Origin of the sequence: Mumia zhuanghuii, assembly GCF_042681565.1 — a bacterium.
Classification (GTDB): domain Bacteria; phylum Actinomycetota; class Actinomycetes; order Propionibacteriales; family Nocardioidaceae; genus Mumia.
On the sequence record NZ_JBHUFT010000002.1, the window covers coordinates 414,947 to 429,614 of the forward strand.

The following is a 14,668-nucleotide window of genomic DNA, read 5'->3' on the forward strand; positions in this document are numbered from 1 at the left end:
TTCCTATAGTCGTTAGGGCTACCACCACGTACGATACGGGAGGTTCAGTGAACATCGGCGGGTGCCCCGGGTCGGTGACCTCCTGCGATCTGACGGGCTACCAGGAGGTCTGGGACGCGCTTCGGCAGCGCGACCTGCGCCAGGCCCTGTACGACGTGGGCGGGGTGGTCATGGCCGACTGCCTGCTCGATCTGCACGGCGCCGACCACCAGGCCCGGCGCAGACTCGAGAACCGACTTTTCCGTCGGGGAACGTTCCGCTGGTGGGAAGCCGAGCTCGTCCCCGCGATCATCGCCGGCGCGATCGCTCCGTACGTGGCCGCGGGCGGGGCTGACCTCATCGAGCTCGGTTACCGCACCACCATCAACCTGACCGCCCAGGTCGCGGGCATCGACCGGCCCCTCGGCACCCCGGCTGAGACCGACGCCCTGCAGGACTTCGCGGTGAGGTTCAGCGAGGGCGCCGTGCTCGTGCACTCGACGCGAGACCACCGTGAGGTCGAGGCCGAGGTCGCAGACGCTCTGGACCGTTTCGACGAGATGTTCCTGCAGCCGTCGATCGCGCGACGTCGCCAGCTCATCGCCCGCCATGCCGCTGGCGAGATCACCGATGCGGACCTGCCGTCCGACGTGCTCACAGCGCTCCTGCGCAACCTCGACGCGCTCGAGCTGACGCCGGACGTCGTACGCCGCGAGGTTGCGTTCTACCTGCAGGCCGGGTCGCACAGCACCGCCGACGCGTTCGCACACTCGGCTGACGAGATCTTCGGCTGGCTCGAGCGCAACCCCGAGCATGCCGACAGGCTGAGCAGCGACGTGTTCCTCCAGCGCTGCGTTCACGAGACCTTCAGGCTGCACCCGGCCAGCCCGGTCGCCTCGAGGCGCGCGCTCGCCGAGGTCACGCTGCGAGACGGTCGCCAGATCCCGGCGGGTGCCTCGGTCCAGCTGGACCTGCGGGCGGCCAACCGCGACGTCGAGGTCTTCGGTTCGGACTCCGCCTCGTTCGACCCCGACCGACCGATCCCCGACGGTGTGCAGCCCTGGGGGCACACCTTCGGCGGCGGGATGCACGCGTGCATCGGCATGGAGCTCGACGGCGGCACGGTGTGGCGCGACGACGCCCCGTCGGACCACGTCCTCGGGACCGTGCCGCTGATGGTGCGCGCACTGCTCGACCACGGCGCCCGTCCCGACCCGGACCGCCCTGCGACCAAGGATCCGCACTCGGCGCGTGACCACTTCAGCGCGTACCCCGTGGTCTTCGGCCGATGAGCCGGCCCACGCGACACCCCAGCGACAGGAGACGCACGCGATGAACTGGGCTGTAGTGACCGGCGCAGCCAAAGGGATCGGCGCCGTCATCTCCGAGCACGCCGTCAAGGCGGGCTATCTCGTCTCTGCGTGGGACGTCGACGCCGATGCCGTTCACCGACTGGCCGATCGCGTGGACGGGGTGACGCCGTGCGTCGTCGACGTCACCGACGAGGTCGCGGTGAACGACGCGATGGCGGCTCTCCCCGAACCGCCCGCGCTGGTGGTCAACAACGCGGGTATGGTCCGCTTCGGGCCGCTGCTCGACCTCGCACTCGAGGACTGGAACGCCGCGCTGCAGCTCAACCTCACCGGCACGTTCCTGGTGGGGCGCGCCGCCGCGAGACGGATGAGCGACATCGGCGGCAGCATCATCAACCTCGCCTCGATCAACGGGGTCGCTGCCGCTCCGAACGCCGGCTCCTACACGGCGAGCAAGGGAGCGGTCATCCGGCTCACCGAGCAGATGGCCATGGAGTGGGCGAGTCGTGGGATCCGGGTCAACACGGTCGCACCCGGTCTCATCGATGCGGGCATGTCCGAGCCGATCTACGCCGATCCCGACGCGCGCCGGCAGCGGACGTCGCACGTGCCGACCGGCCGCCTCGGGACGGCCGAGGACGTCGCCGACACCGTGATGTTCCTGGCCTCGGAGAAGGCGTCGTACATCACGGGTCAGAACCTCGTCGTGGACGGTGGCCTCACCAAGGCGGTCCTTGCCGGCCTGGCGCGGCCACGGTCGGTGGACGGAGGTCCGCGATGAGACCGGTCAAGGGAGCCTCGGTGATCGTCACCGGAGGCGGCTCCGGGATCGGTGCCGGAGTCGCGCGGCACCTCGTCGAGCACGGCGCGCGGGTCACGATCGCCGGGCGCCGCAAGGCGAAGGTCGAGGAGGTTGCCGCGTCGCTGGGTCCTCGGTGCGTGGCCGTCCAGGCGGACGTGACATCGACAGCAGACCGGGCCCGCCTCGTCGAGGTCGCGGTGAGCCATGGCGGCGGGATCGACGCGCTGGTGAACGCGGCGGGCAACATGTATCGCGGCCCGCTCGACGACCTCGACGAGCACGAGACCCTCGCGTTGTTCCACACCAACGTCGTCGGCCCCATGCAGCTGGTCCGCGACTGCCTGAGCCACCTGCGGGCGAGCCACGGGTCGGTCGTGTTCTTCGGCTCGGCGCACACGCAGCGCGCGTTCCCCGGGGCATCGCCGTACGCCGCGACCAAGGGGGCGCTCGAGACGCTCACGGGCGTTCTCGCTGCGGAGCTGGGGCCGCAGGGGATCCGTGTGAACTGCCTGCGGCCCGGTGCGGTCTTCACCGAGCTCAACCAGCGGGCCGGGCTGTCCGACGACGCCTCCGCGCTTGCGCGGCTCAACGGGCTCGCCCCGGCGCACGCGCTCGGACGGATCGGGACGGTCGAGGAGATGGCCGAGGCCGTCGAGTACCTCGTCCGCGCGGAGTGGACCACTGGGAGCATCCTGACTGCTGACGGCGGCCTCGTCCTCGGCGTCACGAACGCCTAGCCGAGAGGGAGAGTGGCATGACTGACCTGCTGATCGAGGGAGGGACGCTCGTCGACGGGACGGGAGCCGAGCCCGTCCCGAACGTGGCGATCCTCGTCTCGGGGGACCGCATCACCGCGATGGGGCAGCACGCTCTCGACGCGTGCCGCGAGCGGAGCGACGTCGAGCGGATCGACGCCACCGGCAAGACCGTGATGCCGGGACTGATCGACGCGCACACCCACCTGACGTTCGGGGAGCCGACCGGCAACGACGAGCTCTTCTACCACCGCACCGAGGCGTACAGCTCGATGCTCACGGCCTACAACGCGCGCAAGGTGCTGCGGGCCGGGGTGACAGGGGTCCTCGATGCCGACTGCCTGTGGAACATCGGGGTCGAGCTCCGAGACGCCATCGAGGCAGGCATCGTCGAGGGGCCGCGGGTCGCCTCCGGCGGGAACGCCTTGATGACGTCGGTCGGGGGCACCGCCGGACGCCTCATCAAGGACGAGGGACGGACCGGGTACGCCACGGTGGTGCAGGACCGCAGCGTGATGGTGAGCGAGATCCGGCGCCAGATCAAGCACGGAGTCGACTGGATCAAAGTGCACGTGACCGGGGTGATCCCCTCCCACAAGGGCCCCGAGATGAAGGTCTGGACCTTCGACGAGCTCAAGACCGTCTGCGACACCGCGCACGACCTCAACACGCGGGTCGTCGGCCACGCGCGCAACTCGCTCAGCACCAAGGAGTCGGCCGAGGCCGGGATGGACCTGATCTACCACTGCTCGTATATGGACGACGACGCGTTGCAGGCCGTGATCGACAACGGCTCGGCGATCTGCCCGACGTTCACGCTGCTGGGCAACCTCGCCGACTACGGCACCAAGATCGGGACCGCCCCTGAGCTGCTTGACCTCTTCCGGGCCGAGATCGACGCCACGGGTGAGATGGTCCACAAGGCGCACCGGGCCGGCGTGAAGGTCCTGGCGGGCTCCGAGACCGGATTCGCCGTCACTCCAGTGGGGGAGTGGCACGCTCGCGAGCTCGAGATGCTCGTCGAGTACGCCGGCCTGACGCCGATGGAGGCGATCGTGGCCGCGACGGGCAACGGTGCGCTCGCGATGCGCCTCGAGGGTGAGGTCGGCACTCTCCAAGAGGGGTGGCTGGCCGATGTCGTCGTCTTCGACGGCGACCCTCTGCGCGACGTTCGCCTGCTCGCGGACAAGACGCGCTTCGCCGAGGTCATCAGTCGAGGGAAGCGGATCGACATCACGACACCGATCCCCGAGCGCAAAGTCCGCGCGTCCGAGCAGGTGCGCTTCCTGGCGGCGTGCCCGCTCACCCAGTCCTTGGCGCTCAGCGAGGACGACCTGGTCGCGCTCTCGCTTGCCTGAGGGGTGGCGCTCAAACCACCTCCGCGAGGGCGCGAGCCGTCATCACCCGTGCGAGGTGACGGCGGTACGTCGCGTCGGCCCGAAGGTCCTTCGAGGGTGCGGTGCCCACGTCGGCCAGCGCAGCGGCGTCGGCGATGCCTGCGCCGTTCGTGAGGGCTTCCTCGACGGCGCGCGCCCGCACCGGGGTCGCGGCCATGTTGACCAGGGCCACCCTCGGCGAAGTGCCACCGACGGCCGCGACGCCGACGATCGCCCAGTCCTGCGCACGCTGATGGAACTTTACGAAGCTGACCGGAAGGTCGACGCTGCTCGGCACGGTGATCGTCGTCAGGACCTCGTCGGGTTCGATGGCGGTCTGCCAGAAGTCGACGAAGAAGTCCGAGATCGCGACCTCGCGAGTCCCACGAGGACCCCGCAGCGTGACCGTGGCATCGAGCGCGAGCAGGGCCGCCGCGAGGTCGGCAGCGGGGTCGGCGTGGACGACCGACCCGCCGATCGTCCCGCGGGCACGGACCTGAGGATCGCCGATCGTCGCCGCAGCCTTCGCCAGCAGGGGCGCCATCCGTGCGACGTCAGGGTCGTTCTCGAGCTCCCGGTGCCGGGTGGCGGCACCGATGAGGAGTCGGTCCCCATCGGCCCGGATGCCGCGCAGCTCCGACAGCGTACGGATGTCGACGAGCGTCGTCGGATTGGCTAGCCGGAGCTTCATCAGCGGCAGCAGGGAGTGGCCACCGCAGAGCAGCTTCGCCTCGTCACCGTGCTCGACGAGGAGATCGAGCGCGTGGTCGACCGACGATGCGCGGCGGTAGGAGAACGGGCTCGGGATCATGAGGACGCGCCCTCTCGCTCAGCGGTTGCGACTGCGCCTGGTCCGCCGTTCTCGGCCGCCCAGCGCACGGACTCCACGATCATCTGGTAGCCGGTGCACCTACAGAGGTTGCCCTGCAGGCCGGTGCGGATCTCGTCGGGCGCAGGGTCGGGGTCGTCGAGCAGGAGCCCGGTCGCGGCCATCACCATCCCCGGGGTGCAGTAGCCGCACTGAAGTCCGTGGCACTCGCGGAAGCCCTGTTGTACGGGGGTGAGGGAGTCCCCGCCGCCGCCGAGTCCCTCGATGGTCAGGATCGAGGCGTCTGCAGCCGCGACGGTGAGGATGGTGCACGACTTCACTGCCTCGCCGTCTACGAGCACCGTGCAGGCGCCGCAGTTGGACGAGTCGCAGCCGACGTGGGTCCCGGTGAGCCCGAGGTCTTCGCGCAGGAAGTGCACGAGCAGCTGCCGTGCCTCGACGGTCGCGGTGACCGACGTCCCGTTGACCGTCAGCTCGACGTCGTGTTTCATGCTTCCTCCTGCAGGTCGGGGTTGATCGCGCGCCACACCTTCAACGGCGTCAGGGGCATGTCGAGCGTGCGGATCCCGAGATGGCTGACGGCATCGACCACGGCGTTCACGACCGCCTGCGGCGCGGCGGTGGCGCCGGCCTCGCCGAGTCCCTTGGCTCCCAGAGAGTTGCCGGTGGTCGGGACTTCCAGATGGAAGGTCTCGAGGTCGGGCATGTCGGCGGCGGACGGGACCGAGTAGTCGACCAGGGTCGAGGTGACCGGCTGCGCCCCCTCACCGAACGTGACCTCCTCGAGAAGTGCCTGTGCGATGCCCTGAACCACGCCGCCGTGCACCTGTCCACGCGCGAGCAGAGGGTTGATCACCACCCCGCAGTCGTCGACCGCGACGTAGCGGAGGATCGAGACCTCTCCGGTCGCGCGGTCGATCTCCACGAGGCACCCGTGGGCGCCGCTGGGGTAGGAGAGGTTCGTGGGCTCGTGGTAGCTGACGAACTCCAGCCCGACCTCGCTGCCCTCGGCCAGCTTATGAGGCTTGTACGCCGTCATGGCGACATCACCGAGCTGAACGCTCGAACCGGGGACCCCCTTGACCGCGAAGACACCGTCGTGAAGCTCGATGTCGTCGACCGAGGCCTCGAGCATGTGCGCCGCGACCTCGACCAGGCGCTCTCTCAGCTTGCGGCTCGCCATCTGCACGGCCGGGCCGGCCACCGGAACCGCGCGGCTGCCCATGGTGCCGATGCTCTCCTGGATCGCGGCGGTGTCCCCGTGCTCGACGACGATCCGGTCGAACGCGAGCCCTCCGAGCTCGTCGGCGGCGATCTGGGCGAACACCGTCTCGTGGCCCTGGCCGTGCGGGCTGGTGCCGACGCCGAGGAGCACCGAGCCGTCCGGGTTCATCCGGACCTTCGCCGACTCCCAGCCGCCGACGTATCCGAACTGCTCGAAGAACGCCGACGGCCCGAAGCCGGCCATCTCGACGAAGACCGAGAGCCCCACGCCCAGCAGCGGGGCTTCGGGGTCCTGGCGCCGTACCTCCTGCTCGCGGCGGACGCCTTCGTAGTCCAGCTTCTCGAGGAGCATCTCGAGGAGGCGTGGGTAGTCGCTCTCGTCGTAGACCACGATCGGGAACTGCGTGGGATAGGGCATCTCCTCGGGCTGGATGAGGTTGCGGCGGCGGAACTCCGCCGGGTCGATCCCCAGATCGCCGGCGGCGACGTCGACGAGGCGTTCGATGAGGTAGGCCGCCTCAGGTCGGCCGGCCCCTCGATAGGCGGCGACGGGCGTCGTGTTTGTGGTGACGCTGCGGAAGGACGCGCCGATCTTCGGGATCTTGTAGCAGCCGCCGGCCATGAACGAGGTCAAGGTGGGGAGCCCGCTCCCGGTGACGTCGGGCCACGCCCCGCAGTCCTGGATGATCTTGACCTGCAGCGCCAGGATCTTGCCCTCGTCGTCGTAGGCGAGGCAAAGATCGTGGGTCTGCGCACGACCGTGGGTCATCGCGACCATGTTCTCGCTGCGCGTCTCGACGTACTTCACCGGTCGTCCCAGCCGTCGTGACAGCTCGAGGGTCAAGAGGTACTCGGGATAGAACGAGGCCTTCGACCCGAAGGCGCCGCCGACGTCCGGCGCGACCACGCGCATCTGCTGCTGGGACAGCCCGAACATCTCGCACAGCTCGTTGCGGATCGGGTGCGGCGCCTGGACGGTCGCCCACAGGGTCGCCCCTCGCGCTGACCAGTCGGCGACGCAACCGATCGGCTCGATCGGCACCGGAGCGACGCGCTGGTTGACGAGGTGGAGCCGGGACACGTGGGGAGCGGCGTCGATCTCGGCCTGCGCGTCGTCCTCGGTCAACGCCATCTCGATCACCACGTTGCTGGCCTGTCCCGGAACGATCGGGGCTGCGCCCGAGGACATCGCCTCCCCGATCGTGGTCAGGACCGGCAGCGGGTCGTAGTCGATCTGGACCTTCTCGGCGGCATCGACCGCTCGGGCGCGATCGGTTGCCACGACCACCGCGACCGGCTCGCCGACGAACCTGACGGCATCCTTCGCGAGCGGGTACCGCTCCATCGTCGGCACGGAGCGGATGGCGGGGAGGTCGGCGAGATCAGCGGCCGTCCACACCCCGAGCACCCCCGGCATCGCCCGCGCCTCGGTGGTGTCGATGGCGAGGATCGTGGCGTGGGCGGCCTGGCTGCGGACGTAGACCATCGTGGTCATCCCCGGCAACACGATGTCGTCGACGAACCGACCACTCCCCGTCAGCAACGGCAGGTCTTCTGACCGTCGAACCGGACTTCCGACTAGTGGCGCCACGAGACCCTCTTCTCTGTCGTACGGGGGGAAGGTCGTGTACGAGCACCTCGCCGCTGTGTCCTGGATCACACTGTGGAGATGTCAGGGAGAGAAATCAAGGCTTTTTGAAGAAATAGTCGTTTGTTGGGACACGACGCTTTTTGTGCTGCAGTGCAAGCGTGTTGGACCGGGCTACGCCAAGGCGTCGTTCCGGCTCTTGCTACCAGGCCGTGCCAAGCACCCGGACATGCGGACGGGCCCCCGACCGCGGTCGGGGGCCCGTCTGCATTTCTGTCAGGCGATGGTCCAGGTGTCGCTGCCGGTGAGGAGCTTCTGGAGGTCGCCCGGGCCCTGGGCCTCGGCGGCCGCCGCGAGCTGCGCGCGCGCCTGGTCGTCGTACGTCGGGCGCTCGACCTGGCGGAAGATCCCGACCGGTGCGCGGTCGAGGTAGCCCCCGTCGGTGAGACGGCTGATCGCGAAGGCCAGCGAGGGGTCCTCGGCGTGCGCGTCGTGGACCAGCAGGCTGTCGCGGGTGGTCTCGTCGACCTCGACCACCGAGACCGCGCCCGAGGCAGGGTCGCGGACCAGGCCGTGCTCGCCCTCGGGACCGAACGTGATCGCCTTGCCGTGCTCGAGCCGGATGACCGCGTGGTCCTTGGTCGCCGGGTCCTTGATCGCGTCGAACGCGCCGTCGTTGAAGATCGGGCAGTTCTGGTAGATCTCGACCAGCGCCGTCCCGCGGTGGGCGGCTGCCTCGCGCAGCACACCGGTGAGGTGGTTGCGGTCGGTGTCGATGGTCCGCGCCACGAACGACGCCTCGGCGCCGAGCGCCAGGCTGATCGGGTTGAACGGGGTGTCGAGCGAGCCCGTCGGCGTCGACTTCGTGACCTTGCCCGGCTCCGAGGTCGGGGAGTACTGACCCTTGGTGAGGCCGTAGATCCGGTTGTTGAACAGCAGGATCGTCATGTTGACATTGCGGCGCAGTGCGTGGATCAGGTGGTTGCCGCCGATCGACAGCGCGTCGCCGTCACCGGTGACGACCCACACCGACAGGTCGTCGCGCGACGTCGCCAGGCCCGTCGCGATCGCCGGCGCACGGCCGTGGATCGAGTGCATGCCGTACGTGTCGAGGTAGTACGGGAAGCGCGACGAGCAGCCGATGCCCGAGACGAAGACGATGTTCTCGCGCTTGAGACCCAGATCGGGCAGGAACCCCTGGACGGCCTTGAGCACGGCGTAGTCGCCGCACCCGGGGCACCAGCGGACCTCCTGATCGCTGGTGAACTCCTTGCCGGTCTGCTTCAGGTCCGTCGTCGGGATCCCGGCGAGGCCCTCGCGGGCGAGGGTGGGGGGAGGCAGGTCGATGCTCATCGGTGGTTCTCCTGGCTGGGACGGTCCAGGCTCGGCGTGTCGAGCGACTTGACGGCTTGCGCGATGACCTCGGCGAGCTCCTCCGAGCCGAACGGCATGCCGGTCACCTTGTCGTACCCCTGGATGTCGACCAGGTACTGCGCGCGCAACAGCAGCGCGAGCTGGCCGAGGTTCATCTCCGGCACGATCACCTGGTCGTACGCGCGGAGCACCTCGCCGAGGTTGCGGGGGAACGGGTTGAGGTGGCGCAGGTGGGTGTGGGCGACGTCGATGCCCTGCGCCCGCGCGGAGCGGACTCCGGCACCGATCGGCCCGTACGTGGAGCCCCACCCGAGGACGAGGACGCGTGCGTCTCCCGTCGGGTCGTCGACGACGAGGTCGGGGATGGAGTCGGCCACGCGCGCCACCTTGGCGGCGCGGTGCCGGACCATGCGGTCGTGGTTGGCCGGGTCGTACGAGATGTTGCCGGTGCCGTCGGCCTTCTCGATGCCGCCGATGCGGTGCTCGAGGCCCGCGACCCCGGGCGGTGCCCATGCGGGGGCGTGGGTCTCCGGGTCGCGCGCGTACGGCATGAAGGTCTCGCCCTCGCCGGGTGCGGTGGCGAAGCCGGGCTCGATGCGGGGGAGCGTCGAGGCGTCGGGGATCTGCCACGGCTCGGAGCCGTTGGCCAGGTAGCCGTCGGAGAGCAGGATCACCGGTGTGCGGTAGGTGACGGCGATCCGGGCCGCCTCCAGCGCAGCGTCGAAGCAGTCGGCAGGGGACTGCGGAGCGATCACCGGCAGGGGAGCCTCGCCGTTGCGGCCGAACATCGCCTGCAGCAGGTCGGACTGCTCGGTCTTGGTCGGCAGGCCCGTCGAGGGGCCGCCACGCTGGACGTCGACGACCAGCAGCGGCAGCTCGATCATGACGGCGAGGCCGATGGTCTCCGACTTCAGCGAGATGCCGGGGCCGGAGGTCGTGGTGACACCGAGCGCTCCGCCGAACGACGCGCCGAGGGCGGCGCCGATGCCGGCGATCTCGTCCTCGGCCTGGAACGTCGTGACGCCGAACGCCTTGTGCTTGGACAGCTCGTGCAGGATGTCGCTGGCAGGGGTGATCGGATACGCGCCGAGGAACACCGGCAGCCCGGACTGCTGGCCGGCGGCCACGATCCCGTACGACAGCGCGGTGTTGCCCGTGATGTTGCGGTAGCGGCCCTGCGGCATCGGCGCTGGCTTGATCTCGTACGAGACGGCGAACGCCTCGGTGGTCTCGCCGAAGTTCCAGCCGGCCTTGAACGCGGCCAGGTTGGCGTCGCGGATCGCAGGCTTGCTCGCGAACTTCTTCTCGAGATAGGTCGTCGTGCCCTCGGTCGGGCGACCGTACATCCACGAGAGGAGGCCCAGGGCGAACATGTTCTTCGCGCGGGCTGCGTCCTTGCGTCCGAGCCCGAACTCCGAGACCGCCTCGACCGTCATGCCGGTGAGGTCGACCGGGTGCACCTGGAAGTCGGCCAGGGAGTCGTCGTCGAGCGGCGAGGAGGTGTATCCGGCCTTCACGAGGTTGCGGCTGGTGAAGTCGTGGCTGTCCACGATCACGATCCCGCCGGGGCGCAGCGCGTCGATGTTCGCGGCGAGCGCAGCGGGGTTCATCGCGACGAGCACGTCGGGACGGTCACCGGGGGTGAGGATGTCGTGGTCGGCGAAGTGCACCTGGAACGACGAGACTCCGGGAAGCGTGCCCTGGGGGGCGCGGATCTCGGCCGGGAAGTTGGGGAGGGTCGAGAGATCGTTGCCGAAAGCTGCAGTCTCCTGGGTGAAGCGGTCACCCGTCAGCTGCATGCCGTCGCCCGAGTCGCCCGCGAACCGGATGACCACCCGATCCAGCTGTTCGACCTGCTTGCCGTCGATCGCCAAGGCTTGGGGCCCTTCTGTGCGTTGGTGCGTTGAAACCAGCCTAGGCGATGATTTTGGAATGCCGTTGCGACTCCGAGATTTGGACGCAAAGAAGTCCGCTGGCGGCCCCCGTCCGGCGCTCAGCGCACCCGGAGCCGCAGGGTCCTGGCACTCGCCGTGAACCCGGGGGCAGGCCGATAGGTCACCCGGATCTTGGACGATCCACGCTTGGTCGCCTTGAGCGTGACGGTGGTGATCCCGGTCCGCTTCAACGTCACGTGCCGGGTCTTGCCCCGGTATGTGACGGCCGCGGCGCCGGTCGGCGTCACGCCCGCCGCGCTGACGCGCAGCTTGACGGTCACCTTCGCGCCGCGCTTGACCGAGCGCCTCACCTTGGCCGCGACGCGGCTGGCGGCGGGCGCGACGGCGAGGGTCGGGGCGGACGTCACGGCACCTTGGAGGTGGCCTTCTTTGTCGCCGACGACGTGGACCGTGACCTTCTTGCCGGCGTCGGCCGGTGAGAGCCGGTACGACGCGCCGCGCGCGCCGGCGACCGGGGTCCCGTCACGCCGCCACTCGTACGACGCGGTGGTGCCGGCGACGTCCCAGGGCGCGGGGATGGCCGTCAGAACGGCTCCGACGCGGGCAGTCCCGCTGACCTGGGGGGCCCGCGTCGCGACCGGGGCAGGCCTGGCGGCGACCTCGACGGTGGTCGCGCCCAGATCCGACTCGATCGTCGAGCCGTTGTCGGCACTGACCGCCTCGAACGTCGACGCCTCGACCGACGCCTTGCCGGGCTTGAGCGTCCGGAACGTGGCGGTCGCGAGGGTGGCGGCACCAGAGACGCCCGAGCTGCCCAGCCCGGTGTGGACGACGTGGAGCGCACCTTCGCTCGCGATCCCGAAAGTCCTTCCCCCCGTGTCCGTGGACGCGCTGTCCTCGACGTACGCGAGCGTCTCCGGGTCGTAGGCGAGCGCGAGCTCGTACGCGTGGACGTCGCGCAGCCCGTCGGCGGCGACGGTGACCGTCACGGTGTCGCCGAGGGTGAGCGAGGACGTCGAGGTCGACACCGCGTACGCAGGGACGTCCTCGACCGACGCGGAGCCGATCGCGAGACTTGCGGCGACCAGGCTGACGGTGGCGAAGCCCGTCGCGGCACCGAGCCAGGCCTTCTTGTGGGGCGTCATAGTCCTCGTATTGTCCTCGACATCGCCCGGGACCGTGGAGAATCCCGGGCGATGTCGTGCGGACCCTCGGTGCTAGCGGCTCGCCCGGTGGAGCGGACCGCCGTGGCCGAGACCCTTGCCGTGGCCGCGGCCGTGGCCGCGGTGCGGACGGCGCGGCGGCTCGACGCCGTTGACGGTCGACGTGTCGTACGCGAAGGTCCACGTCGCCGCGGCGATCGCGTCGGAGTTCACGTCGAGGGCGTGCTTGTTGACGTTGCCCACGAGTCGATAGTGCTCGCGCAGCTGGTCGTACAGCGCCACGTCCTGACCGTCTCCACGCAGGTTGTCGCAGAACGCGTGGTAGCACGGGTCGTACGCCGCGCCGGCGACTCCGCCGTAGAGGGCCGCCTCCTCGGCGGTCTTCTCACCTTCGGCCCCGGTGAAGAGGCCACCGGCCGGGACGCCGACCGCGATGAACGGCCCGTAGTCCGAGCGCCCCGAGAACTCCGTGTCCTGGAACGGTTCGCCCCGGTCGGCGTAGAACTTCTCGAAGACGTCCTCGATCGCGTCCGACCCCGGGGGGATGGTTTCGGGGTCGGCGGTCCCGCTGGAGTTGTCGCCGTCGTAGACGCCGAACATGTAGTTCGGGGAGCCGACCATGTCGAAGTTCAGGTAGAGCGCGATGTCGTCGAGCTCGTCGGGGCTCAGCGCTGCGACGTAGTGCTCGGACCCGAGAAGACCGGACTCCTCCGCACCCCACCACGCGAAGCGCACGGTGTTGTTCGGCTTGGCGTGGCGCATCTGGATCGCGGTCTCGAGCAGCGCGGCGCTGCCGGTGCCGTTGTCGTTGATGCCCGCGCCGTCCTGCACACCGTCGAGGTGCGCTCCGGCCATGACCACGTTGGAGTCGTCGCCCTTGCGGGTCTCGGCGACGACGTTGTAGGCCGACCGGGTCTCGGCCACGTAGTCGACCGTGACCGTCACCGTGGAGCCGGCGACGCGGGCGAGGTCCTCACCGGCCGCCGACGTGGCGAACACGGTGGGGATCGCCAGACCGGTCGCGTCGCCGATCATGTTGATCAGGCCCGTGCGGTCGGTCTGACCCTCGTTCATGATCACCACGCCGCCCGCGCCTGCGGCCTGGGCGTTGAGCGCCTTGACCGCGAACCCGCACGTGCCGCGCTGCATGAGGGCGATGCCGCCGGGCTCGAGGTCGGCGAAGTCCGCCGCCTCGCAGCCGCTGGTGTTGCTGTTCGGAGGGAGACCGGCCGCCGGGACGACCAGGTCGATCGGGGTGAGGGGGCCGGTGACCGTGCCCTCGGGGCTCCCGGTGTCGAAGGCGTTGCGGAGGAAGTCCGTGCCCTGCTCGAACGTGCGCGCCTCCGGGCTCACCCGGATCAGCTCGGAGTTCTCCTCGACGTAGTCGAACGGGAACTCCTGCACCTGCGGGTCGTACCCCGCGCGCCGCAGCTGCGTGACGACGTACTGCACGGAGGCGGCATAGCCGGGGCGCCCGGCAGCGCGGTCGCCGTGCTCGTCGGAGACCTCCTGGAGCTCCTCGAGGTGGTCGAGCACCGCCTTGAGCTTGACGGCGTGGGTGATCTTCTTGGTCGACCGGTCGTCGTGGTCGCGAGACCCGGCGCTTGCCGGCGCAGCACCGGCGGCGACGAGGGTGGCGATCGCAAACCCCGCGCAGATGGTCGTCATGGACGTACGTGTCACGTGAACGAGCCCTTCCTGTGAAGTGCTCGGCCCTTGCCCGAGACCGCCGAACGGCACGAGCGTAGGGCGTACGCGGCCGCGCCGCCGTTCGTTGGCAGCTCCTCAGGAGCTGGGTGACGAGTCACGGGCGCTCGTGTCGCCGGCGGCGATCATCGCGCGGACGCCCTCGAGCGACTCGCGGATCGTGGTCCCGTAACCGTCGTGGGGGAGGACGTCGACGCGTGCGGCCGTGTGCTCGACGTGGGCGCTCGCCTCCTCGAAGCGGCCGAGCCGCCGCAGCACGTCGGCGAGGTTGAGGTGCAGCGACGGGAAGAACCCGGCGATCGCCAGCGACGCGTGGTAGGACCGGGCGCGCTCGTCGGTCGTCTCGTGCGCCGCTGCGAGAGCACGCTGGTCCCAGGCGAGCTCCTCCTCGGCGTCGGGCGTGACGTCGGCGAGGTAGTGGGCGATCACGCACCGGTGGAAGGCGTCGCCGTCGTCCCCCACCTCCGCCCAGAGCGCGAGGAGGGCGGATCGGGTCGCCTCGCGGTCATCCTGGTGGCCGAACGCCACTGCCTCGGTGACGCGCTGCATGACGGGGTCGGGGGCGGGGGCGGGGGACGCGTCAGTCATGGCCCCGAGCGTACGAGAGGGCGAGGACACGATTCGCGTCCTCGCCCTCTCGCGCCGTCATCGCGGCGTACTCGC

General features: G+C 69.9%; 12 protein-coding genes. 4 read left to right on the plus strand and 8 right to left on the minus strand.

Annotated elements, in window-relative coordinates; genetic code table 11:
- Positions 1-74: 74 nt before the first annotated feature.
- The 4 genes from ACFSDF_RS05070 to ACFSDF_RS05085 are packed head-to-tail and all read left to right on the plus strand — an operon-like array spanning position 75 to position 4,207.
- Positions 75-1,271: a cytochrome P450 gene (locus ACFSDF_RS05070; RefSeq protein ID WP_167251580.1), complete on the plus strand. Its 1,197-nt coding sequence runs from the start codon at positions 75-77 to the stop codon at positions 1,269-1,271.
- Positions 1,272-1,311: 40 nt separating this feature from the next.
- Positions 1,312-2,073: an SDR family NAD(P)-dependent oxidoreductase gene (locus tag ACFSDF_RS05075; protein ID WP_377156518.1), complete on the plus strand. Its 762-nt coding sequence runs from the start codon at positions 1,312-1,314 to the stop codon at positions 2,071-2,073.
- A complete protein-coding gene (locus tag ACFSDF_RS05080; RefSeq protein WP_167005848.1) occupies positions 2,070-2,831 on the plus strand; it encodes an SDR family NAD(P)-dependent oxidoreductase in 762 nt (253 codons plus the stop codon). The genes ACFSDF_RS05075 and ACFSDF_RS05080 overlap by 4 nt, the downstream gene beginning before the upstream one ends.
- 17 nt (positions 2,832-2,848) lie before the next feature.
- Positions 2,849-4,207, plus strand: a complete 1,359-nt coding sequence (locus ACFSDF_RS05085; protein WP_377156521.1) for a metal-dependent hydrolase family protein — start codon at positions 2,849-2,851, stop codon at positions 4,205-4,207.
- A gap of 10 nt (positions 4,208-4,217) precedes the next feature.
- Here the strand turns inward: ACFSDF_RS05085 and ACFSDF_RS05090 are convergent, their stop codons facing one another.
- From ACFSDF_RS05090 to ACFSDF_RS05125, 8 genes are all read right to left on the minus strand, one after another.
- Positions 4,218-5,036, minus strand: a complete 819-nt coding sequence (locus tag ACFSDF_RS05090; RefSeq protein WP_167251584.1) for an FAD binding domain-containing protein — start codon at positions 5,034-5,036, stop codon at positions 4,218-4,220.
- Entirely contained in the window at positions 5,033-5,545 is a 513-nt protein-coding gene (locus tag ACFSDF_RS05095; RefSeq protein WP_167005842.1) for a (2Fe-2S)-binding protein, read from the minus strand. The genes ACFSDF_RS05090 and ACFSDF_RS05095 overlap by 4 nt, the downstream gene beginning before the upstream one ends.
- A complete protein-coding gene (locus ACFSDF_RS05100; protein ID WP_347878347.1) occupies positions 5,542-7,938 on the minus strand; it encodes a xanthine dehydrogenase family protein molybdopterin-binding subunit in 2,397 nt (798 codons plus the stop codon). The genes ACFSDF_RS05095 and ACFSDF_RS05100 overlap by 4 nt, the downstream gene beginning before the upstream one ends.
- A 204-nt stretch (positions 7,939-8,142) precedes the next feature.
- The gene (locus ACFSDF_RS05105; protein WP_377156524.1) at positions 8,143-9,219 is read right to left on the minus strand and encodes a 2-oxoacid:ferredoxin oxidoreductase subunit beta; all 1,077 of its coding nucleotides are present in this window, start codon (positions 9,217-9,219) and stop codon (positions 8,143-8,145) included.
- Positions 9,216-11,114, minus strand: a complete 1,899-nt coding sequence (locus ACFSDF_RS05110) for a 2-oxoacid:acceptor oxidoreductase subunit alpha (RefSeq protein WP_465264190.1) — start codon at positions 11,112-11,114, stop codon at positions 9,216-9,218. Before ACFSDF_RS05110 ends, ACFSDF_RS05105 begins: the two co-directional genes overlap by 4 nt.
- A 119-nt stretch (positions 11,115-11,233) precedes the next feature.
- Positions 11,234-12,280 carry a cohesin domain-containing protein gene (locus ACFSDF_RS05115; RefSeq protein ID WP_167005830.1) on the minus strand — a complete coding sequence of 349 codons (1,047 nt, stop codon included), beginning with the start codon at positions 12,278-12,280 and terminating at the stop codon, positions 11,234-11,236.
- 72 nt (positions 12,281-12,352) lie between these two features.
- Complete coding sequence (locus ACFSDF_RS05120) at positions 12,353-13,966, minus strand: M20/M25/M40 family metallo-hydrolase (RefSeq protein WP_377156526.1); 1,614 nt, start codon at positions 13,964-13,966, stop codon at positions 12,353-12,355.
- Positions 13,967-14,083: 117 nt separating this feature from the next.
- Positions 14,084-14,593, minus strand: coding sequence for a hypothetical protein (locus ACFSDF_RS05125; RefSeq protein ID WP_167005825.1), 510 nt, complete (start codon positions 14,591-14,593; stop codon positions 14,084-14,086).
- Between the last annotated feature and the right edge of the window lie 75 nt (positions 14,594-14,668).